The 21,394-nt window shown below is 64.8% G+C and carries 15 protein-coding genes; 10 read left to right on the forward strand and 5 right to left on the reverse strand.

The window, feature by feature from the left end:
* The first annotated feature begins 11 nt into the window (after positions 1 to 11).
* Both galE and ACKWRH_RS39170 read left to right on the forward strand, forming a co-directional pair.
* Positions 12 to 1,004 carry a UDP-glucose 4-epimerase GalE gene (galE, locus tag ACKWRH_RS39165; RefSeq protein ID WP_071909477.1) on the forward strand — a complete coding sequence of 331 codons (993 nt, stop codon included), beginning with the start codon at positions 12 to 14 and terminating at the stop codon, positions 1,002 to 1,004.
* Positions 1,005 to 1,227: 223 nt separating this feature from the next.
* Complete coding sequence (locus tag ACKWRH_RS39170) at positions 1,228 to 1,569, forward strand: hypothetical protein (RefSeq protein WP_445217894.1); 342 nt, start codon at positions 1,228 to 1,230, stop codon at positions 1,567 to 1,569.
* Here the strand turns inward: ACKWRH_RS39170 and ACKWRH_RS39175 are convergent.
* A complete protein-coding gene (locus tag ACKWRH_RS39175) occupies positions 1,543 to 5,658 on the reverse strand; it encodes a bifunctional diguanylate cyclase/phosphodiesterase (protein WP_445217895.1) in 4,116 nt (1,371 codons plus the stop codon). The two genes, ACKWRH_RS39170 and ACKWRH_RS39175, sit on opposite strands and share 27 nt — an antisense overlap.
* Before the next feature lie 294 nt (positions 5,659 to 5,952).
* Between ACKWRH_RS39175 and ACKWRH_RS39180 the strand changes: the two genes are divergently transcribed.
* From ACKWRH_RS39180 to ACKWRH_RS39190, 3 genes are read left to right on the forward strand one after another with little or no spacing between them, the layout of a single operon-like run.
* A complete protein-coding gene (locus ACKWRH_RS39180; RefSeq protein ID WP_445217896.1) occupies positions 5,953 to 7,005 on the forward strand; it encodes an Ldh family oxidoreductase in 1,053 nt (350 codons plus the stop codon).
* Between the two features lie 19 nt (positions 7,006 to 7,024).
* Complete coding sequence (locus tag ACKWRH_RS39185; protein ID WP_445217897.1) at positions 7,025 to 8,392, forward strand: LLM class flavin-dependent oxidoreductase; 1,368 nt, start codon at positions 7,025 to 7,027, stop codon at positions 8,390 to 8,392.
* 15 nt (positions 8,393 to 8,407) lie between these two features.
* The gene (locus tag ACKWRH_RS39190) at positions 8,408 to 9,193 is read left to right on the forward strand and encodes a fumarylacetoacetate hydrolase family protein (RefSeq protein ID WP_166083575.1); all 786 of its coding nucleotides are present in this window, start codon (positions 8,408 to 8,410) and stop codon (positions 9,191 to 9,193) included.
* A 123-nt stretch (positions 9,194 to 9,316) separates the two neighbouring features.
* Here ACKWRH_RS39190 and ACKWRH_RS39195 read toward each other — a convergent pair whose 3' ends face one another.
* Positions 9,317 to 9,772 (reverse strand): Lrp/AsnC family transcriptional regulator, encoded by a 456-nt coding sequence (locus ACKWRH_RS39195; protein ID WP_282521910.1) that lies wholly within the window; start codon positions 9,770 to 9,772, stop codon positions 9,317 to 9,319.
* Between the two features lie 152 nt (positions 9,773 to 9,924).
* On the opposite strand from ACKWRH_RS39195, the gene ACKWRH_RS39200 reads away from it, so the two are divergent.
* Both ACKWRH_RS39200 and iaaH read left to right on the forward strand, forming a co-directional pair.
* Positions 9,925 to 13,374 carry an indolepyruvate ferredoxin oxidoreductase family protein gene (locus ACKWRH_RS39200; protein ID WP_445217898.1) on the forward strand — a complete coding sequence of 1,150 codons (3,450 nt, stop codon included), beginning with the start codon at positions 9,925 to 9,927 and terminating at the stop codon, positions 13,372 to 13,374.
* Between the two features lie 76 nt (positions 13,375 to 13,450).
* Positions 13,451 to 14,869, forward strand: a complete 1,419-nt coding sequence (iaaH, locus tag ACKWRH_RS39205) for an indoleacetamide hydrolase (protein WP_445217899.1) — start codon at positions 13,451 to 13,453, stop codon at positions 14,867 to 14,869.
* 186 nt (positions 14,870 to 15,055) lie between these two features.
* Here the strand turns inward: iaaH and ACKWRH_RS39210 are convergent, their stop codons facing one another.
* A complete protein-coding gene (locus ACKWRH_RS39210; protein WP_445217900.1) occupies positions 15,056 to 15,964 on the reverse strand; it encodes a LysR family transcriptional regulator in 909 nt (302 codons plus the stop codon).
* Between the two features lie 141 nt (positions 15,965 to 16,105).
* Here ACKWRH_RS39210 and ACKWRH_RS39215 point away from each other — a divergent pair, with 141 nt between their 5' ends.
* The 3 genes from ACKWRH_RS39215 (at position 16,106) to ACKWRH_RS39225 (ending at position 19,480) form a co-directional block, all read left to right on the forward strand.
* Complete coding sequence (locus tag ACKWRH_RS39215; protein WP_445217901.1) at positions 16,106 to 17,257, forward strand: HlyD family secretion protein; 1,152 nt, start codon at positions 16,106 to 16,108, stop codon at positions 17,255 to 17,257.
* Between the two features lie 116 nt (positions 17,258 to 17,373).
* Positions 17,374 to 18,990: an MDR family MFS transporter gene (locus tag ACKWRH_RS39220; RefSeq protein ID WP_445217902.1), complete on the forward strand. Its 1,617-nt coding sequence runs from the start codon at positions 17,374 to 17,376 to the stop codon at positions 18,988 to 18,990.
* Positions 18,991 to 19,018: 28 nt separating this feature from the next.
* Entirely contained in the window at positions 19,019 to 19,480 is a 462-nt protein-coding gene (locus tag ACKWRH_RS39225) for a carboxymuconolactone decarboxylase family protein (RefSeq protein ID WP_007615070.1), read from the forward strand.
* Positions 19,481 to 19,619: 139 nt separating this feature from the next.
* Here ACKWRH_RS39225 and ACKWRH_RS39230 read toward each other — a convergent pair whose 3' ends face one another.
* Both ACKWRH_RS39230 and ACKWRH_RS39235 read right to left on the reverse strand, forming a co-directional pair.
* Positions 19,620 to 20,480, reverse strand: coding sequence for a D-amino-acid transaminase (locus tag ACKWRH_RS39230; protein ID WP_445217903.1), 861 nt, complete (start codon positions 20,478 to 20,480; stop codon positions 19,620 to 19,622).
* A gap of 182 nt (positions 20,481 to 20,662) precedes the next feature.
* Positions 20,663 to 21,394: an amino acid ABC transporter ATP-binding protein gene (locus tag ACKWRH_RS39235; RefSeq protein ID WP_445217904.1), complete on the reverse strand. Its 732-nt coding sequence runs from the start codon at positions 21,392 to 21,394 to the stop codon at positions 20,663 to 20,665.

Here is a 21,394-nt window from a genome sequence, read left to right on the forward strand (position 1 = left end):
TAGAAGACGACATGACCGACCGACCGACCGTCCTCGTCACAGGGGGCGCGGGCTATATTGGCTCGCATGCCTGCCGCGCACTGTCTGCCGCCGGCTATCAGCCCGTCGTTTATGACAATCTCTCGACAGGTCATCGCAGCTTCGTCGCGGGTCCGCTAGTGACGGGCGACCTGCTCGACGGCGCCGCGCTGGCGCGCGCCTTCGCCGACCACAAGGTCACGGCCGTGATGCATTTCGCGGCGGCAAGCCTGGTCGGCGAGTCCATGACCGACCCGCAGAAATACTACATCAACAACGTCCAGGGCACGCTGTCGCTGCTGCAGGCGATGCGCAACGCAGGCTGCCAGCGCATCGTGTTCTCCTCGACAGGCGCCGTCTACGGCAACGCCGATTCCAAGGAGCTGCCCGAGGACTTCCCCTGCGCACCGATCAATCCCTACGGCGCGTCGAAATGGATGATCGAGCGCATGCTCGCCGATTATCGCGCAGCCTATGGCTTCGGCGCGTTCTGCCTGCGCTACTTCAACGCCAGCGGCGCCGACCCGGCCGGCGGCATCGGCGAGTTGCGTGACAACGAAACGCATCTCATTCCGCGCGCCATGATGGCGCTCCAGGGCCATGTCGACTTCGCCGTGTTCGGCGACGATTACGATACGCCCGACGGCACCGCGATCCGCGACTACATCCACGTCACCGACCTTGCTGCGGCGCATGTCGCTGCACTGAAGCTCCTGGAAACGGGACATGCCGGCGGCAGCTTCAATCTGGGCACCGGCTCCGGCTTTTCGGTCCGCGAGATCCTGAACGCCATCAGGCAGGAGACCGGCCGCGAGGTGCCGCACACCATGAAGCCGCGTCGCGCCGGCGATCCCACCTATCTGGTCGCCGATGCCTCCGCCGCGCGAAACGTGCTGAACTTCGTGCCGCGCCATTCCGATCTAAAGACGGTGATCCGGACTGCCTGGGCCTGGCACCAGACAGCGCATCCACTCAGGACGCGCTAGACGCCCGTATTGCGACTTGCCGGTCGGGCCCCTGAGCGGCTAAAGAGATGATCACAGCCGGCGGCGGCGCATGTCCCGACCGCCGCATGTTGCTCTTATGGCCGCCAATGGAAGCGGCATGTGAGGCTCCGCCAATAGCGCGAGCCTGTTCTTCACAGCGAAGGCCACGATCGAGTCCGGGCATCGGCCTGCTTTCAGGCGCGGCCCAGGGAGCACGGAGCGAATGCATCAGGCCGCAAGCCTTCAATTCGAGCGCGTGATGGACGAGCTCGTCCTATGGCACGCCGTGCCGGAGGACGAACGCTCGCCGGCACCGGCCTGGTGGTGGGGACCGGCGATGGCGGTGGTCGACGCCCACGAGCCGATGCGACAGGTGTGGTGTTGTGAGCTGAGCCTCGGCGACGGCTCAAGCTTTGCCGAAGGTGCGCATGCCCTCCTGGAGCTGTTCGCCGAGCAAACCTCGCAGCCCTGGCCGGATGATTTTCCGCGCAAGGCGGAAACCAAGCAAGACAACGTCCGCGAGCTGCACCCGCAGCCGTCAGATGACAGCGCGTTTCAGCCGTAACGCCGCGGCCTCGGTCGCAGCGAGGTCCGGCTCCGGCTGGAGCGGCGGTGCGACAGGCAGCTCCATCGGCCGCAGCAGCTCGGCCATCTGCCGCGCCGGCACCGGCCTGGAGATGAGGAAGCCCTGCATCTCGTCGCAGCCATGGGTGCGCAGGAACGCCTCCTGCTCGGCGTTCTCGACGCCTTCGGCAACCACGGTCATGCCGAGTGCCTTGCCCATGCTGATGATCGCCTGCGCGATCGCCTGGTCCTCCGAATCCTGCGGCAGGTCGCGCACGAAGGAGCGGTCGATCTTGATGGTGTCGATCGGAAAATGCTTCATCAGCGACATCGACGAATAGCCGGTGCCGAAATCGTCGATGGCGAGGCGGATGCCGCGGCTCTGGATGGCGTCGAGCACCTTCAGCGCGCGACCGACATTGCGCATCATCATGCTCTCGGTGACCTCGAGCTGGAGCAGCACCGGCGACATGCCGGAGGCGGCCAGCGCCTCGTCGACGTCCTGCAACAGATGTTCGTCGACAAACTGCCGCGGCGACAGGTTGACCGCCATCGACACCGGCAACAGGCCGCGGCGCTGCCAGGCCATGGCCTGCGCGCAGGCTTCTCTCACCACCCAGCGGCCGATCGGCACGATCAACCCGGTCTCTTCCGCAAGCGGAATGAACTGCGCCGGCGAGATGCTGCCGAGATCCGGGTGCGTCCAGCGCAGCAGCGCTTCCACGCCGGTGATCTGGCCGGTCTCCATGTCCACCTTGGGCTGGTAGTTCAGCGAGAACTGCTCCCGCTCCAGCGCCCGGCGCAGCGCGCTCTCGAGCGACAACCGCTCGATCGACTGCGTCTTCACCTCCTTGGAGAAGAAGCGATAGCCGTTCTTGCCGTCTTCCTTGGCGAGATACATCGCCATGTCGGCGTTCTTGGTCAGCGTCTGAACGTCGGAGCCGTTGGCCGGATACATCGCGATGCCGATCGAGGCCGTGGTGTGGCACTCGTGGCCGGCCAGCTCCATGGGCTCGGCGAGCGCCGCGAGCAGCCCGGTCGCGATGCGCTGGACGTCGTCGATCTCACCGCACTGGTCGAGGATCACCACGAACTCATCGCCGCCGAGGCGTGCGACCACGTCGGTCGCCCGCAGCGCACCGCGCAGCCGGCTTCCCACTTCGAGCAGGAGCAGATCGCCGGCCTCATGGCCGAGCGAATCGTTGATGACCTTGAAGCGATCGAGATCGATGAACAACACCGCGAAACGGTGATCGTGGCGCTGAGCTTCGTCGATCGCCTCCCGCAACAGCCCGTTGAAGGTCTCGCGATTCGGCAGGTCGGTCAGGCTGTCATGCGAGGCGAGGTATTCGATCCGCTCGTCGGCCTCGTTCTTCTCGTCGGCGCGATCGAAATTCTCCATCGCGAAGGAGACGTTGTCGGCGAGGCGCTGCAACAGCTCGACGAACTCGGCCGTGAAGGTCTCCTGCTCGGTCGACATGTAGATCATGACGCCGACGGGCTGGTCGTGCGTGATGAGCGGGAACGCCGCGCCGGAGCGTGCGCCGTCACCTTGCAGGACGGCATGGAAGGCGCTCACACGGCTGTCGTTGACATAGTCGTTGCTGACACAGGGCTGCCGGGTACGGAACGCGGTGCCGCTCATGCCACGCCCTTCGGGCCGGTCGGCGTCGATGGAGAGACGAACGTTCCTCGTGGTTTCGGCGGATGGCCCTGCGGCCGCGACAATCGCGAGCTGGTCGCTGTCTACCTTGGCGAGCGCAATGGTCGTCGAGGTGAATTTGCCGCCGGTGGACGCGGCCTGACACACCAGCTCGAACAGCTCGGTGCGCGACTTGGCCCGCACGATCGCTTCATTGGTGGCGCTCAGCGCGGCGAACATGCGCGTCAGGCGCTCCTTCTGCGCCTCGGCCCGTGACCGCTCCTCGGCCCGGTCGAAATTGTCGAGCGCAAAAGAGACGTTCTCGGCAAGGCGCCCCAGCAACTGGATGAGGTCGGGCGTGAAGGTGCCTTCGTCCGGCGAAAGGAACAGAAGGATGCCGACGGCATCGGTGCCGTTCTTCAGCAGCGGGAAGCAGCCGCCGGATTTCGTCCCGTGATCCCGCGCGATTCGACGCCAGTGCGTCGCACGAACGTCCGTGAGGAGCTCGTTCGCGACGCAAGGTGCCTTGGTGCGAAATGCGGTGCCGGCGAGCCCCCGTCCTTCGGGCTCGTCGGCGGACGTTCCGAAACGCCAGTTCTCGACGTGACTGCGGCACTCGCCCTTGGTGACGGCGATTTCGAGATAGCGCCCCGTCGGATCGACCAAGGCGATGGTGGCAGACGTGAACGTGCCGCCGAGCACGGCGGCCTCGCACACGGCTTCGAACAACTCGGCGCGGGACTTCACGCGCATGATCGCTTCGTTGGTCGCGCTCAGCGCCTCCAACATGCCCCGAAGGCGATTGCGCTGCATCTCGGCTTTCGCCTTCTCGTCGGCGCGATCGAAGTTCTCGAGCGCGAAGGCGACATTGGCCTGGAGCCGTTGCAGCAGCTCGACGAACTCGGGCGTGAACGTGCCGCGTTCCGGTGAGTTGAAGAGGAAGACGCCTTCGACCCTGTCGCCATTGAACAGCGGCAGCGCCGCGGAGGATCCGATCCCGTTGCGGCGGGCGTTGGCCTGCCAGGGCTTGATCCGGTCGTCGGACAGCACGTCGTTGCTGAGGCAGGGCTGGCGCGTCCGGAACGCAGTCCCGGTCAGCCCGCGCCCCTCGGGCATCTGGTCGGAGGTGGAGAACTTGAAGGTGCGGACCATCTCCGCGTTCGGCCCGTAGCAGGCGACGACGCGAAGCAGCTCGGCGTGGTGATCGACGAGTGCGATGGTGGCCGAGGTGAACTTGGCGCCTTTCGCCGTCGCTTCGCAGACGAGGTCGAAGAGCTCGGCCCGCGAGCGAGCGCGCAAGATCGCCTCATTGGTCGCGCTCAGCGCCGCATACATGCGCGCCAGACGCTCTTCCTCGGCGGCGATCTGCGCCTTCTCGGCCTCACGGTCGAAATTGTCGAGGGCAAAACAGACGTTCTCGGCGATGCGCAGCATCAGCGCGACAACTTCCTCGTCCTTCGCCCAGGACTGGCTGAGGAAGGACAGGATGACGCCGATGCTTTGGCCATGCTGGATCAGGGGAGCCGCGATACAGGCGGCAACGCCCGTATTGACATTGGCCTGCTCCCACGGCGTCCCCTTGGTGCGACGCGCGAGATCGCGTTCGACAAACGGCTTCTGGGTGCGAAACACCTCGCCGGAAATGCCGCGACCATAGGGATTCTCGGGATCGACGGAGTAGTGGGTCCGGGCCACGATCTCCAGATTCTCGCCGGTGCCGGCGACAGGCTTCAGCCAATGCGAGTCCTGCTCCTTCAGCAGAACGAAGGTCGCCAGCGACTTGCCGCCGTGCACCGAGGCGTCGCACACGAGCTGATACAATTCCCGCTCGGTCTTCGCACGCAGGATGGCTTCGTTGGTCGCGCTGAGCGCGCCAAACATGCGGTTGAGCCGTCGCGTCGCCCGCTCGCTGGTCTGCCGCGCGGTCTCGCGCGCGAAATTGTCCAGCGCATAGGAGATGTTGGCCGACATGCGCTCGAACAGCGACACCATCTGCTCGTTCAGCGAGCCGGCTTCCCTGCGGGTCACATACAGCACTCCGACGCTCTTGCCGTTGCAGAGCAGCGGCAGCGCAGCCGCCGCGCCGATGTGGGCCTTGGCTGCGCCCTCGCGCCACGCCAGCGAGCGAGGATCATTCAGGTAATCGTTGCTGATACTCAGCTTCTGATTGCGAAAGGCTTCGCCGCCAACACCCGCTCCCTCGGGCGTGCCGGAGTCAGTCGTGATCTCGAGCGAACGCAGCCGCGCAACGTCATCGCCGCAACCGGCCGCAAAGCACAGTCGCCGGCCATCCGGCTCCACCAGAAACACGGCAACGGCCAAAAAGTCTCCGCTCGAAAACCCGGCGTCGCAGACCTTCTGGTACAGCTCGTCCGGCGATTTCGCGTAAAGGATCGCTTCGTTGATGGCGCTCAACGCTGCAAAGGTGCGCGCGAGGGTCGTCTGCACGGTCTCAGCTCCCGGGCATTTCTGCCTAATTCTCCCGGGTGCTTTATGAACGGCGACGGCCTAAGTGGTCGTTATTGCGCGCTGCAAACCCGCGATCAAAGTGAATGAGCTGCGAACGGCCGGCGCCAAACTGTCGGGAATGCCGCCGCACGGGAGGATTCTTCGACCAAAGGCGCGCTCTCGTTGCGAATTTGCAGCCCTGTATTGGTTTACGGGAGATTGATATCGCTCCCACGCTTTGAGACGATGGTCCCAACAAGCAGCCCGTTAAGGGCACAATGCCGAGGGAACGCCATGCCCGTCGTCAAGACTGACCGCCTCACGCTCATCAGCGCCGCGCTGCTCCGGGCCGCCGGAGCTTCCGACGACGAGGCCGATGCGGTGGCCACAGGCTGCGTCAACGCCAACCTCGCCGGCCACGACTCCCATGGCGTGATCGCGGTTCCGACCTACATCGACCGCATCAAGGCCGGCCACATCGTGCCCGGCGCCAAATGGACCATCGTCCAGGAATCGCCGACCACGACGGTGATCGACGGCCAGTGGGGGTTCGGCTTCCACGTCAACGCCAAGGCGATGGCGCTGACGATCGAGAAGGCGAAGACGGCGAACGTCGCCGCCTGCACCGTGTTCCGCCAAAGTCATGTCGGCCGCCTCGCCGCCTATCCGTTGATGGCGATGCGCGAAGGCATGATCGGGATTGCGACGGCGGATTCCGGCCGCTCGCCGAAGCATGTAGCGCCGTTCGGGGGCAAGGAGGCAAGGCTCGGCACCAACCCGATCTCGATCGCGGTGCCGTCCGATCTCGATGCGCCGTTCTATCTGGACATGGCGACCTCGGCGGTTGCGGCCGGCAAGATCCAGCTTGCGGTCGCCCGCGGCGAGGAGATTCCGACCGGGTGGATCATCGATGCCGAAGGACGGCACACCACCGACCCCACGCAATATCGCAAGGGCGGCGCGCTGCTGCCGCTCGGCGGCACCGAGGGCTACAAGGGCAGCGGCCTCGCCGCCATGGTCGAGGTGCTGTGCGGCCTGCTCACCGGCCTCGGCTTCGGCGTCGAACCGACGGGACGTCACAATGACGGATGCTTCATGGCGGTGTTCAACGTCGCCGCGTTCCGTCCGCTGAAGGATTTCAAGCGCGAGGTCGCCGAATTCGCGCGCTACCTGAAATCGACGCCGTCCTCCGAAGGCAGCAAGGGCGTGTACTATCCCGGCGAAATCGAGGGGTTGCGCGAACAGCAACGCCTGCGCGACGGCATCGAGATCGAGGATGCGACCTGGGAAAAGCTGCGCGCGCTGGCGGGCGAGTACCGGCTCGACACGGTCCTCGATCTGGCCTGACGGAATTTGGGAGAACAGCATGACGCGGCAGATGATACTGGTCGGCTTCCTCCAGGCGCAGAACTGCACGAATTTGCCGAGCTCGTGGCGGCATCCGGACTCGCGCGACGATTCGATGTCGGCGGACTATTATCAAGAGATCGCCAAGATCCTCGAAGCCGGCAAGTTCCACATGGCGTTCTTCGACGATCGGCTGGCGATGCCGGACCGCTACGGCAACGATCATGCCCACACCGTCGAATACGGCATCCGCTGCGTGAAGATGGATCCGCTGATCGTGCTGACCACGATGGGCATGGTCACCGACAAGCTCGGCCTCGGCGCCACTTGCTCGACCACCTATTACGAGCCGTTCGACGTTGCGCGCCGCTTCGCAACCCTCGATTTGATGTCCGGCGGGCGCGCGGGCTGGAACGTCGTGACCTCGCTCAATGACGGCGAGGCGCTCAACATGGGCCGCGATTCCCATCCCGAACATGATTCGCGCTACGACCGCGCCGACGAATTCATGGAGGTCGTGCTCGGGCATTGGGACACCTGGGAAGACGGCGCGCTCATCATGGACAAGACAAGCGGCCGCTTTGCCGATCCGGCCAAGGTGAAGCGGCTCGATCACAAGGGGGCGGCCTTCAAGTCCCGTGGTCCCTTCACCGTGCCGCGCTCGGATCAGGGCCATCCCGTCATCATCCAGGCCGGCGCATCCGGCCGCGGCCAGCGCTTTGCCGGCCATTGGGGCGAGGTGATCTTCACGGCTGCGCGCAATCTCGCTGGTGCCAAAGACGGTTATGCCGCCGTCCGAAACGAGGCAGCCAAGGCTGGCCGCGATCCCGACCAGATGCGCCTTTGCAATTTGACGACGCCGGTCTGCGCTGCCACCAAGGCCGAGGCCGAGGACAAGATGGCGCTGATCAACAAGCTGCCGCTCGAGATCGATGCGCTGTCGCTGCTGGCCGAAGCGCTCAACTACGATTTCGCCTCCAAGGACCTCGACGAGCCGTTGACGACGGACGATCTGAAGAGCATGCAGGGCATTCTGGGCCTCCGCGACGGCGTGCTGAAGAATTCCGGCAAGAGCAATCCGAGCGCGCGCGACTTCGTCACCTTCTCCGGCCGCGGCCAGGTCCATGACGCCATGGTCGGCGGCCCCAAGGAGATCGCGGACAGGCTGGAAGAGATGTTCGTCGAGCGTGGCTGCGACGGCTTTGTCATCGCCGCGACCTATGTGCCCGGCTCCTATGCGGACTTCGTGCAACACGTCGTGCCGGAGCTACAACGGCGCGGCTTGTTCCAGAAGGAGTATCGGGGCAAGACACTCCGCGAAAATCTCGGGCTGAAGCGGCCCGCGGCCGGCGCCTGGAAAGTGCAGCCGCGCGATGCCGCGGAATAACAACGAGGACAGAGCATGCGCTGGCTGAAATTCACTGCCTCGGACAAGACCTCCTGGGGAATTGTCGAGGGCGACCAGGTGATCGCGGTCGACGGCGATCCCTTTGGCGAATGGCAGCGCACCTCGCGCACGCATCCGCTGGCGCAGGTTCGGATCGAGCTGCCGCTGATCCCGCGCACCTTCTATTGCGTCGGCTTGAACTATCTGAAGCACCTGAAGGAAGCCGCCGACAAGCGCGGCGAGGTGCCGGCCGTCCCTGACAGACCCGAGATCGGCTACCGCGCCCAGAACGCGCTGATCGCGCATGACGAGGACGTCGTGATCCCGTCCTTTGCGACGGACAAGATCCATTATGAAGGCGAGCTCGTCGTCGTGATCGGCAAGAAGGTGAAGCATCTCACCAAGCAAAATGCGATGGATTGCGTGTTCGGCTATACCATCGGCAACGACGTGAGCGAACGCAGCTGGCAGAAGGCCGACCGCAGCCTGTGGCGCTCGAAGAACGCCGACACGTTCAAGCCGATGGGCCCGTGGATCGAAACTGAGGCCAATCTGGCGAAAATGGAAACCGTCGTTCGGGTCAACGGCAAGGAGACCAACCGCTTCTACACCAACGACATGATCTTCGGCGTGGTGCCGTTCCTGGTCGAGCTGACCAAGTACTTCACGCTGTGGCCCGGCGATGTGATCTGGATGGGCACGGACGGCGCCTCGCCTGACATCGGGCACGGCGACGTGGTGGAGATCGACATCACCGGCGTGGGGACGTTGCGGAACAGGTTTGTGCGGGAACAGCGGTAGTAGAGGTGCCGTAGGGTGGGCAAAGCGAAGCGTGCCCACCGTATTCGTAATGGAGGCGAGATGGTGGGCACGGCGCAAGCGCGCCTTTGCCCACCCTACGGCACCACGCCACTTCCCGCGCAATCAAAACGGCAGCGCCACACTCGTCTTGATCTCCTTCAGCACCACGTTGCTGCGGACGTAGCGGATGCCGGGAATGCGGAACATGAACTCGTCGAGGAATCTGTTGTAGGCCGCCATGTCCTGCACGACGACGCGCAAATGATAGTCGGCGTCGCCCGTGGTCGCGAAACACTCCAGCACTTCGCGCCGCGTGGTCACCCGCGCGACGAACTCGTCGACGAATTTGGCATCGTGCCGCTCCAGCGAGACATGCAGGATGGCCGACATCGCAAAGCCCGCCTGCTCGCGCGCGACCAGCGCGGCATAGCCCTGGATGACACCGGCCTCCTCCAGCGCACGCACCCGGCGCCAGCACGCCGAGGTGGACATGCCGACCTCGTCGGCGAGCTGCTGGTTGGTGGCGCGGCCGTCCTTCTGGAGATGGGCGAGAATCCGCGCGTCCTGCTCTTCAATCATGGAAGCCCCCGACTCGGTAACTTCTACCGAATTACGCCATCTTCCGCAAAATTTTACCGGATTATCGATCAAGACAGGGTGAATAGGCAAGACCTACCAGCCTCCCCGGCATACCCTTCCGTCATTCGGCAGGATGCCGCACGAGGTCCGCCATGGACGCCGTTCCATCACTCGACAGCTACGAGCTCTCAGACCGCTACGACCGCGAGGAGGGCCGTGTCTTCCTCACGGGCACGCAGGCCATCGTCCGTATCGCGCTCGACCAGGCGCGGCGCGACCGCGCCGCCGGGCTGAACACCGCCGGCTTCATCTCCGGCTATCGCGGCTCGCCGCTCGGCGGCGTCGATCTCGAGCTCTGGCGCATCCAGGACCGGCTCAAGCAGGATCGCATCGAATTTCTCCCTGCGGTGAACGAGGACCTCGCGGCAACCGCGGTGCTCGGCTCGCAGCAGGTCGAGACGCAGGCAGATCGCGACGTCGATGGCGTGTTCGGGCTCTGGTACGGTAAGGGCCCCGGTGTCGATCGCTCCGGCGATGCCCTCAAGCACGGCAACGCCTACGGCTCCTCGCCGCGTGGCGGCGTGCTGGTCGTTGCCGGCGACGATCATGGCTGCGTCTCCTCCTCGATGCCACACCAGTCCGATGTCGCCTTCATGAGCTGGTTCATGCCGACGCTGCACCCCGCAAGCGTCAGCGAATATCTCGAGTTCGGCGAATACGGCTACGCGCTCAGCCGCTTCTCCGGCATGTGGGTCGGCTTCAAGGCGATCTCGGAAATTGTCGAGTCAGGCGCATCCGTCTCGCTGCGCCCGCCACGCGTCTTCAACACGCCCGATTTCACGCCGCCGCCGGGCGGACTGCACTATCGCTGGCCCGACCTGCCGGGCCCCCAGATCGAGGAGCGGCTGGAGGCGAAGAAGCACGCGGTCTACGCCTTTGCAAAAGCCAATGCGATCGATCGCCACATCTACGATATTCCCAACGCCACTTACGGCATCGTCACGACGGGCAAGGCGCATCTCGACCTGATGGAGGCCCTGCGGTTGATGGGCCTCGATGAAGCGGCCTGCCGCAACATCGGGATCGACGTCTACAAGGTCGGCATGGTCTGGCCGCTGGCGCTGCATGACGCCATGGACTTCGTGAAGGGCAAGCGCGAGATCCTCGTCGTCGAGGAAAAGCGCGGCATCATCGAGAGCCAGTTCAAGGAATATTTTTACGACTATCCGGGCTCGAAGCCCGAGCGCATGGTCGGCAAGCACGACGAGCGAGGAGCGCGGCTGATCTCCTGGATCGGCGAATTGTCGCCGCGTGCGCTCGCTGGCGTGCTCGCGCGCCGGCTCGATCCGATGTTCCCAGGCCTCAATCTCGCCGCACGCGCGGCCGACCTGATGCCCGAGGCCGCGCGCACGATCAACGTCAGCGGTGCGACGCGCACGCCGTATTTCTGCTCCGGATGTCCGCACAACACGTCGACGAAGGTGCCGGAAGGCTCCAAGGCGCTGGCCGGCATCGGTTGCCATTTCATGGCGAGCTGGATGGACCGCGAGACCTCCTCGCTGATCCAGATGGGCGGCGAAGGCGTCAACTGGGCGGCGTCGTCACGCTTCACCGGCCACAAGCACGTGTTCCAGAATCTCGGCGAAGGCACCTACTACCACTCCGGCTCGATGGCGATCCGGCAGGCGATCGCCGCCGGGGCCAACATCACCTACAAGATCCTGTTCAACGATGCGGTGGCGATGACCGGCGGCCAGCCGGTCGACGGTCCCGTCAGCGTGCATGCCATCGCCCACAGCGTTCGCGCCGAAGGCGTTGGGCGCATCGCGCTGGTGTCGGACGATCCCGCGCAGTTCTCGCCGGCAGACCTGCCGATCGGCGTGACCATCCATCCGCGCGAGGAGATGGACGCCGTGCAGCGCGAGCTGCGCGAGATATCAGGCGTCTCGGTGCTGATCTATCAGCAGACCTGCGCCACCGAGAAGCGTCGCCGGCGCAAACGCGGACAGATGGCCGACCCAAGGCGCTTTGCCTATATCAACGATCTCGTCTGCGAAGGCTGCGGCGACTGCTCGGTCGAGTCCAACTGCCTCAGTGTCGAGCCGAAGGAGACGCCGTTCGGTCGCAAGCGCCAGATCAATCTCTCGACCTGCAACAAGGATTTTTCCTGCCTCAACGGCTTCTGTCCCAGTTTCGTGACCGTCGAAGACGCGGTCCGCCGGAAGAAGAGCGCGAGCCAAATCGACGCGCTCGGCCGCGCGGCTACGCTTCCCCTGCCCGCTCCTGTAACGCTCGATCGTCCCTATGACCTGCTGGTGACGGGCGTCGGCGGCACCGGCGTGATCACGGTCGGCGCGCTGATCGGCATGGCCGCGCATTTGGAACGAAGCGGCGTCTCGGTGCTCGATTTCACGGGCTTTGCGCAGAAGTTCGGACCTGTGCTGAGCTATATCCGGCTTGCGGCGAGCCCCGAGGCGTTGCACCAGGTCCGCATCGACCAGGGCGCGGCCGACGCGCTGATCGGCTGCGACCTCGTCGTCAGCTCCTCACCAAAGGCGTCGGGCACCTATCGCCGCGGCATGCGCGCCGCGGTCAACACCGCGGAGATGCCGACCGGCGACGTCGTCCGCTTCCGCGACGCCGATCTCGCCGCGCCTGCCCGCCTGCGCGCGATCCGGCAAGTCATTGGCAACGACAAGCTCGACACCATCAATGCGAACGCGCTCGCCGAGCGGCTGCTCGGCGATGCCGTCTATGCCAACATCATCATGCTCGGCTTCGCCTGGCAGCGCGGGCTGATTCCGGTCGCGCTGCCGGCGCTGCTGCGCGCGATCGAGCTCAACGGCGTCGCGGTCGAGCGCAACAAGCAGGCCTTCGCCTGGGGCCGGATCGCCGCGGCCGATCCGGAGTCTTTGCCGGGGAGCGACGAAGCGCCCGAAGCCGAGACGCTCGATCAGATCATCGATCGCCGCGCCGATTTCCTCGCCGCCTATCAGGACGCCGCCTATGCGGCGCGTTACCGGACGACCGTCGCGAGGGTCCGCCGCGCCGAAGCCAACTTGAACAGCGAGGCGCTGACCGAGGCGACCGCGCGCACCCTGTTCAAGCTGATGGCCTACAAGGACGAATACGAGGTGGCGCGTCTGCACATGCAGAGCGGTTTCCTCGGCGAGCTGAAGCGCGAGTTCGAGGACGGTTTTCGCATGCAATATCATCTCGCGCCACCGTTCCTGGCGTCAAAACCTGACGCACGCGGCCGTCCGCGCAAGCGCGCTTTCGGCCAGTGGATCCAGATGCCGCTCGCCATGCTGGCACGGTTGAAGGGATTGCGCGGAACGCCGTTCGATCCGTTCGGCTACACGAAAGAGCGGCGCACTGAACGGGAATTGATCGCCTGGTATGAAGGCCTGATCGAACGCGTGCTCGGCCAGCTCGACGCCGCGCATCTACCCGACCTCGTTGCCGTCGCAAAAGCGCCGATGGAGATCCGCGGCTACGGACCAGTGAAGGACACCGCGATCGCCAAGGTGAAGCCGGAGGTCGAGCGGCTGCTCACGAATTTGACGACGTCGGTAACGCAAAAGATGCACGCCCACGGTTGACGCGGCACCAGTGAGGCCTCAGCCTCCGGACTTTAGGTGGCGCCCTGTTGGCGCCCCTGCAATCGGATGACGCATCATGGATTTCGAGCAGTTGACCCTGAGTCAGGCCGTCGCCGACCTGCGCGCCGGGAAAGTCACGAGCACCGCACTCACGACGGAAGCACTGAGCCGCGCCAGAGCCCATGCCGAGCTCAATGCCTTCGTCACCCTGGACGAAGCGGGCGCCCTGAAAGCCGCTGCCGCATTCGACGCGACGGGCGACAGGACAAAGCCGCTCGGCGGCGCGCCCATCGTGATCAAGGACAACATCGAAGTCGTGGGACTGCCCTGTAGCGCCGGCACACCGGCACTGAAGGACTATGTTCCGAAGGCCGACGCGCCCGTAGTCGCGAAGCTGCGGGCTGCAGGCGCCGTCATCATCGGCAAGACCAGCATGCATGAGCTCGCCTTCGGCATCTCCGGCTACAACACGGCGTTCAAGACCGGCGCGGAGTTCGGCGTGCGCAACGCTTATGACCGCACGCTGATCGCTGGCGGCTCCTCGTCCGGGACGGGCGCCGCGCTCGGCGCGCGGATCGTCGCGGGCGGGCTCGGCACAGACACCGGCGGATCGGTCCGTGTCCCCGCCGCGCTGAACGGATGCGCCGCGTTGCGCCCGACGGTCGGGCGCTATCCACAAGAGGGTATTGCGCCGATCTCGCACACCCGCGACACCGCGGGGCCCATGGCCGCGACGATGGCGGATGTCGCGCTGCTCGATCGCGTGATCGCAGGCGGCGACGAGGTTGCACCGGTCGATCTGAAGCAGGTGCGGATCGGCATCGCGAGATCGATGCTGGCCAATTTCGACGCCGATACGGAAGCCGCATTCCACGCGGCCATCGCAAAAATGAAGACGCAGGGCGTCACGGTCATCGAGATCGAGATGCCTGAGCTCGCCGAGCTCAACGGCCAGGTCAGCTTTCCCGTCGCGCTGTATGAGGCCTATGACGACATGGTCGCCTATCTCAAGCACACCGGGACCGGCCTCAACATCGAGGCGCTGGCAGAGAAGATCTCCAGCGCCGACGTGAAAGGCATCTATGATGGCATGGTGATCCCGCGAAAACTGCCCGGCCCCGACAACGCGCTGTTCGACGCGAGGCCGATCTATGACGCCGCAATCAAGACCGCACGCCCCGCGCTTCAGGCGCTCTACAGCAATACGTTTGCCACCAACAAGCTCGACGCCGTCGCCTTCCCGACCACGCCGCGCGTTGCAATTGCCTCCAACCCGGACGCCAGCAGTCTCGAGAATTTCGGCCTGATCATCCAGAACACCGATCCCGGCAGCAATGCCGGCATTCCCGGCGTCCAGATTCCGATCGCGCTTGGCGCGACAAGCAAATTGCCCGTCGGCCTCGAACTGGACGGCCCTGCGGGAAGCGATCGTCGGCTGCTTGCAATCGGCATGGCGCTCGACAGCGTGTTTGGACGATTGCCACCGCCGCGGTGACGCGATCGTAGCCGCTTGCCAACGCTCCAAACCCTCGTCATTGCGAGGAGCCCTTGCGACGAAGCAATCCAGACTGCTTGTGCGGAAACAGACTGGATTGCTTCGCTACGCTCGCAATGACGGTGAGATGGTGGGCACGGCGCAAGCGCGCCTCTGCCCACCCTACGGTCTGCCCCGCTGCATCTGTCACGAATACGGATTGATCAGCTTCTGCTGCTCGGCGCTGTGGTGCACCAGCATGTCGATGAAGGTCCTGACCTTCGCCGACAGATGATGCCGATGCGGATAGACTGCGTTCATCGACATCTCGACCGGCCGGTATTCCGGCAGGAGGCGCACCAGCCGGCCCGCATCGAGGTCATCCCCCACCAGAAAGCCGGCCGCAAGACTGATGCCGGCGCCCTGCAACGCGGCCTCGCGCAGGGCTTCGCCGCTGTTGGTGATCAGGTTGCCTGATACGCGCACAGAGGCCGGCGTGCCCTTGCGATCGAAGAAGCGCCACTCGTCGAAGGGATAGTTGATGTGGCGCACGCAATTGTGCCCCGCGAGCTCCTCGAGCGTCTGCACACGTCCATGCGCCTCGATATAGGCGTGCGAGCAGCACAGCACGTGCCGCCAGGTCGCCAGGCTCCGCACGATCAAGCTGGAGTCCGGCGGCGCGACCATGCGCAGCGCGAGGTCAAAGCCCTCCTCGATCAGGTCGACATTGGTCTCGCCCATGCGCAGATCGACCTTGACCTCCGGATAGGTCGCGAGGAATTCGGCCATCACGGGCGCGACGAACGGCACCATATGGGTGGCGGTGTGAATGCGCAGCGTGCCGCGCGGCGTCGATTGCAGCGCGCCCGCGATGTCATCGGCCTGTTCGAGATCGGCGAGGATCTGCGTCGAGCGGTCGTAATAGGCCTTGCCGATTTCGGTGAGGCTCACTTTTCGCGTGGTGCGGTTCAGGAGCCGAACCCCGAGCCGGTCCTCCAGCGCCTGGACGTGGTTGCTCACCATGGTCGTGGACATGTTGAGCCGGCGGGCGGCGGCGGAGAAGCCGCCATTTTCGACCACCCGGACGAAGGCGGTGAGACTGGTGAAGCGGTCCATCGGTCTGGCTCCGGATTATCCGCTATGGCTGGATAATGCTTCCATTTCTTCCGGGATTATCACAAGCGGGAAGACAGCGCATCTTGCTGGCATCAACGCCGCACCGTTCGGACCGGGGTGGTTGGGAATTCCGAGGATGCCATGTCGAACGCTTCTTATGTTACTGAAACCAATCAGAAAATCAGCTTTCGCCCGTCCCGGCAGGCGATCAAGCGGGTGGCCATCGGATTGGCACTGGCCCTCGGAATCGCCGCGGCGGGCGACTTCGGCTACGACTACCTGAGCACCGGCCGCTACCTCGAATCCACCGACGATGCCTATGTGAAGGCGGATTCCACCATCATCGCCCCCAAGGTTTCCGGCTACATCGCGAAGGTGCTGGTTGGCGACAACGAGAAGGTCCGGGCCGGCCAGCTCCTCGCGAAGATCGACGACCGCGACTTCAACGCGGCGCTCGCCCAGGCCCGCGCCGACGTCGCCGCCGGCGAAGCCTCGGTGCGCAACATCGACGCCCAGCTCGAGCTGCAGCAGCCGATCATCGAGCAAAGCACGGCCGACGTGACCGCGGCCGACGCCAATCTGAAATTCGCGCAGGAAGAACGCGCCCGCTACGACGACCTGATGAAGTCGGGCTCCGGCACGATCCAGCGTGCGCAGCAGACCGATGCGGCACTGCGCGCCAGCAACGCCCAATTGCAGCACGCCAAGTCAGGCCTCGTGGCCGCGCAGCGCAAGGTCGACGTGCTCACCACCCAGCGCGCCCAGGCCACGGCGCAGCTCGACCGCGCCCACGCGGTCGCACAGCAGGCAAAACTGAACCTGTCCTATACCGAGATCACCGCGCCTGTGGACGGCACGGTCGGCGCCCGCTCATTACGCGTCGGCCAGTATGTGCAGGCCGGCACGCAATTGATGGCGGTGGTGCCGCTCGATGCGGTCTATGTCGTCGCGAACTTCAAGGAGACGCAGCTCACGCATGTGCGTGCGGGCCAGCCCGTCGAGCTGCACGTCGACAGTTTTCGCAATCGCACGCTCCGCGGTCACGTCGACAGCCTTTCGCCGGCCAGCGGACTTGAGTTCGCACTGCTGCCGCCCGACAACGCCACCGGAAATTTCACCAAGATCGTGCAACGCGTGCCGGTGAAGATCGTGCTCGACGACCACAGCCTGACCGGCCTGCTCAGGCCCGGCATGTCGGCAGTGCCGACCATCGACACCAAGGCGACTGTGCTGGCCGAGCGCGAGACGGCCAAGCGCCTCGCCGACAACGCAGCCCGCCCGAACGGCGGCTGAAGCCGGGAAGGCCGGCAGGATTATCAAGTCCTGCCGGACGATGCTTCCCACACTTCCTCGATTATCGAATCCAACCGCCCAATGCATCCTGTCTCCGTGACCGAGACGAGGCTTCCATGAGCACGCTCCAACCCTCCGCCGACGCCACCTCCGCTGCCAGCATTCCCGCCCCTGCTGCGCCCGCCACGCCGGCGGTTTCCGCAAAAACCTGGATTGCGGTGATCGGCGCGACCCTCGGCGCCTTCATGGCAGTGCTGAATATCCAGATCGTCAACGCTTCGCTCGCCGACATCCAGGGCGCGATCGGCGCCGGCATCGACGATGGCGGCTGGATCTCGACCTCCTATCTGATCGCTGAGATCGTGGTGATCCCGCTCTCCGGCTGGCTTGCGCAGGTGTTCTCGATCCGCATCTATCTGCTCACCAATGCGGTCCTGTTCCTGGTTCTGTCGGCGGCCTGCGCGCTGGCGCAGGACCTGCCGCAAATGATCGTGCTGCGCGCGGTGCAAGGTTTCACCGGCGGCGTGCTGATCCCGATGGCCTTCACGCTCATCATCACGCTGTTGCCTCGCGCGAAGCAGCCCGTCGGCCTTGCGCTGTTCGCGCTGTCGGCGACGTTCGCACCGGCCATCGGCCCGACCATCGGAGGCTATCTCACCGAGAATTTCGGCTGGCAGTACATCTTCTACGTCAACCTCGTGCCCGGCGCGATCATGGTCGGCATGCTCTGGTACGCGCTCGACGCCAAGCCCATGAAGCTTGAGCTGCTGCGCGAGGGCGATTGGGCCGGCATCATCACCATGGCGATCGGCCTGTCGGCGCTTCAGACCGTGCTGGAAGAGGGCAACAAGGACGATTGGTTCGGCTCGCCTTTCATCGTCAAGCTGTCGGTCATCGCGGCCACCGCGCTGACCGCCTTCCTGATCATCGAGCTCACGGCGAAGAAGCCGCTGCTCAATTTGCGCCTGCTGGTGCGCCGCAATTTCGGCTTCGGCATGCTCGCGAACTTCCTGCTCGGTATCGCGCTCTACGGCTCGGTGTTCATCCTGCCGCAATATCTGGCGCGCATTCAGGGCTACAATGCCGAGCAGATCGGCATGGTGCTGGCCTGGACCGGACTGCCGCAACTCATGCTGATCCCGCTGGTGCCGCGCCTGATGCAGAAGTTCGACGCGCGGATCATCATCGGCGTGGGCTTCGTGCTGTTCGCGGGCTCGAACTTCATGAACATCTACATGACCAGCAACTATGCCGCCGATCAGTTGCTCTGGCCCAACGTGGTTCGTGCGATCGGCCAGGCGCTGGTCATGGCGCCGCTGTCGGCGGTCGCGACATCAGGCATCGAAGCGGAGAATGCGGGCTCGGCCTCCGGACTGTTCAACATGATGCGCAATCTCGGCGGCGCCGTCGGCATCGCGCTGCTCCAGACCGTACTGACCAAGCGCGAGCAATATCACTCCAACGTGCTGATGCAGTCGGTCTCGGTGTTCGAGCAGGCGACGCGGACCCGGCTGGAGCAGCTCACCCAGTATTTCGTCAATCACGGCGTGCTCGACCGCGCCGACGCCGCGCATCGTGCCTATGTCGCGATCGGCCATATCGTGCAGAAGCAGGCCTACATCCTCGCCTTCAGCGACACTTTCTATCTGCTCGGCATGGCGCTGATCGTGGCGCTGGCCGCCGTTCTCTTCCTGAAGAAGCCCGGCCAGACCTCGGCCGGTGGTGCCCACTGACGTCAACCCAGCAAGCAAGGAGAATACCATGAAGCCCCGCATGAACTTCTACCAGGCCGCCCCCGACACGATGAAGGCGCTGATGGCGCTGGAGGAGCAGATCCAGTCGACGGGACTCGAGAAATCGCTGATCGAGCTCGTCAAGATCCGGGCGTCGCAGATCAACGGCTGCGCCTTCTGCATCAACATGCACACCGAGGACGCCCGCAAGCGCGGCGAGACCGAACAGCGCATCTATCTGCTCAACGCCTGGCGCGAATCCCCGCTCTATACCGATCGCGAGCGTGCCGCGCTGGCCTGGACGGAATCAGTGACGCTGATCTCCGAGACCCACGCGCCGGACGACGTCTACGAGCAGGTCCGCGCGCAATTCTCCGACGCGGAGACGGTGAACCTGACGATGCTGATCGGGGCCATCAATGCCTGGAACCGAATCGCGATCGCGTTCCGCGCGGTCCATCCGGTGAAGGTGAAGGCGTCGGTGGCGTGAGTTGTTGACGCGCCGCGCTCCGCTGTCATGCCCCGCGAAGGCGGGGCATCCAGTACGCCGCGGCTTCTCGATTCAACCACGACTGTCTCGGAGTACTGGATCGCCCGCCTGCGCGGGCGATGACGGCGGTGGGAGTGGCTTAAACCGCCGTCGTCTTGGCGAACTCGATATAAATCTCCCGCAGCCGCGTGGCCATCGGGCCGGGCTTGCCGTCGCCGACCTTCTTGCCGTCGATCGCAACCACCGGCTGGACGAACAGCGACGCCGAGGTGGCAAAGGCTTCCTTGGCGGCGAGCGCCTCGGCGACCGTGAAGGAGCGTTCCTCGACGCGGAGCTGACGCTCTTCGGCGAGCGTCACCACGGCCTTGCGGGTGCAGCCCGGCAGGATCGCGTTGGAGTTCTTGCGGGTCACGATGACGTCGTCCTTGGTCAGGATGAACGCCGAGGACGAACCGCCCTCGGTGACGTAGCCGTCTTCCAGCATCCAGGCCTCGCCGGCACCGGCTTCGGCCGCGGCCTGCTTCGCCAGAACCTGCGCGAGCAGTGCCACGCTCTTGATGTCACGTCGCTCCCAGCGGATGTCGGGCACGGTGATCACGTTGATGCCGGTCTTGGCCGAGGCGGCGTTGATGATGTCCTTCTCGGAGGTGAACATCACCAGGCTCGACTTGACGTCGCCCTTGGGAAAGGCGAAGTCGCGGCCCTTGTCGGCGCCACGCGTGACCTGGAGATAGACGAGGCCGTTCTCGACCTTGTTGCGCGCGATCAGCTCCTTCTGGAGCTCTGTGATGCGCTCGACCGTCTCCGGCAGCTTCAGCTTGATCTCGCCGACCGAGCGCTCCAGGCGCGTCAGGTGCGACGCGTTGTCGACCAGCTTGCCGTCGAGCACCGCCGAGACCTCGTAGATGCCGTCGGCGAACAGGAAGCCGCGATCGAGCACCGAGATTTTGGCGTCCGAGAGCGGGACGAATGAGCCGTTGACGTAGGCGATCGAGTCCAAGGCAGGTCTCCTGGCGGGAGTGGGGAATTTGGCGCGCTTATACGCGAAATGGGGGCGGCGATCACCCCTCTATTCGTCATTCCGGGGCGGCGCGAAGCGACGAGCCCGGAATCCATAGCCACCAGCCGGGGTTATGGATTCCGGGCCCGCGCCAAGAGGCGCATCCCGGAATGACAGGGGGGTCAGTGCGACAAAATCTTCGACAGGAACTTCTGCGCGCGGTCGCTGCGCGGCTTGCCGAAGAAGTCCTCCTTCGCCGCGTCCTCGACGATCTCGCCGCGGTCCATGAAGATGACGCGGTTGGCGACCTTGCGGGCAAAGCCCATCTCGTGGGTGACGACCATCATGGTCATGCCTTCGCGGGCGAGATCGACCATGACGTCGAGTACCTCGCTCACCATCTCAGGGTCGAGCGCCGAGGTCGGCTCGTCGAACAGCATGACGATCGGGTCCATGGCGAGCGCGCGGGCGATCGCGACGCGCTGCTGCTGGCCGCCGGAGAGCTGCGCCGGAAATTTCTGCGCCTGCTCCTTCAAGCCGACGCGGTCCAGGAGCTGCATACCCTTTGCCACAGCCGCGTCGGACGACCGTCCCAGCACCTTCTGCTGCGCGAGGCAGAGATTGTCGATGATCTTCAGATGCGGAAACAGCTCGAAATGCTGGAACACCATGCCGACGCGCGAACGCAGTTTCGGCAGATTGGTCTTGGGGTCATTGACCTTGGTGCCGTCGACGCTGATGTCGCCCTCCTGGAACGGCTCCAGCGCATTGACGCATTTGATCAGCGTCGACTTGCCCGAGCCCGAGGGGCCGCAGACCACGACGACCTCGCCCTTGGTCACGCTGGTGGTGCAGTCGGTCAGCACCTGGAAGGTCGGGGTGTACCATTTGTTGACGTGGCTGATTTCGATCAT

It is taken from the genome of Bradyrhizobium sp. Pa8, assembly GCF_052588265.1.

What these genes read in the sequence shown, in the direction of transcription:
- galE (WP_071909477.1), top strand. Translation starts at nt 12, where the DNA reads ATGACCGACCGACCGACCGTCCTCGTCACAGGGGGCGCGGGCTATATT.
- iaaH (WP_445217899.1), top strand. Translation starts at nt 13,451, where the DNA reads ATGGATTTCGAGCAGTTGACCCTGAGTCAGGCCGTCGCCGACCTGCGC.
- ACKWRH_RS39195 (WP_282521910.1), bottom strand. Translation starts at nt 9,772, where the DNA reads ATGATTGAAGAGCAGGACGCGCGGATTCTCGCCCATCTCCAGAAGGAC.
- ACKWRH_RS39170 (WP_445217894.1), top strand. Translation starts at nt 1,228, where the DNA reads ATGCATCAGGCCGCAAGCCTTCAATTCGAGCGCGTGATGGACGAGCTC.
- ACKWRH_RS39215 (WP_445217901.1), top strand. Translation starts at nt 16,106, where the DNA reads ATGTCGAACGCTTCTTATGTTACTGAAACCAATCAGAAAATCAGCTTT.
- ACKWRH_RS39185 (WP_445217897.1), top strand. Translation starts at nt 7,025, where the DNA reads ATGACGCGGCAGATGATACTGGTCGGCTTCCTCCAGGCGCAGAACTGC.
- ACKWRH_RS39190 (WP_166083575.1), top strand. Translation starts at nt 8,408, where the DNA reads ATGCGCTGGCTGAAATTCACTGCCTCGGACAAGACCTCCTGGGGAATT.
- ACKWRH_RS39210 (WP_445217900.1), bottom strand. Translation starts at nt 15,964, where the DNA reads ATGGACCGCTTCACCAGTCTCACCGCCTTCGTCCGGGTGGTCGAAAAT.
- ACKWRH_RS39235 (WP_445217904.1), bottom strand. Translation starts at nt 21,394, where the DNA reads ATGATCGAAATCAGCCACGTCAACAAATGGTACACCCCGACCTTCCAG.
- ACKWRH_RS39225 (WP_007615070.1), top strand. Translation starts at nt 19,019, where the DNA reads ATGAAGCCCCGCATGAACTTCTACCAGGCCGCCCCCGACACGATGAAG.
- ACKWRH_RS39220 (WP_445217902.1), top strand. Translation starts at nt 17,374, where the DNA reads ATGAGCACGCTCCAACCCTCCGCCGACGCCACCTCCGCTGCCAGCATT.
- ACKWRH_RS39180 (WP_445217896.1), top strand. Translation starts at nt 5,953, where the DNA reads ATGCCCGTCGTCAAGACTGACCGCCTCACGCTCATCAGCGCCGCGCTG.
- ACKWRH_RS39200 (WP_445217898.1), top strand. Translation starts at nt 9,925, where the DNA reads ATGGACGCCGTTCCATCACTCGACAGCTACGAGCTCTCAGACCGCTAC.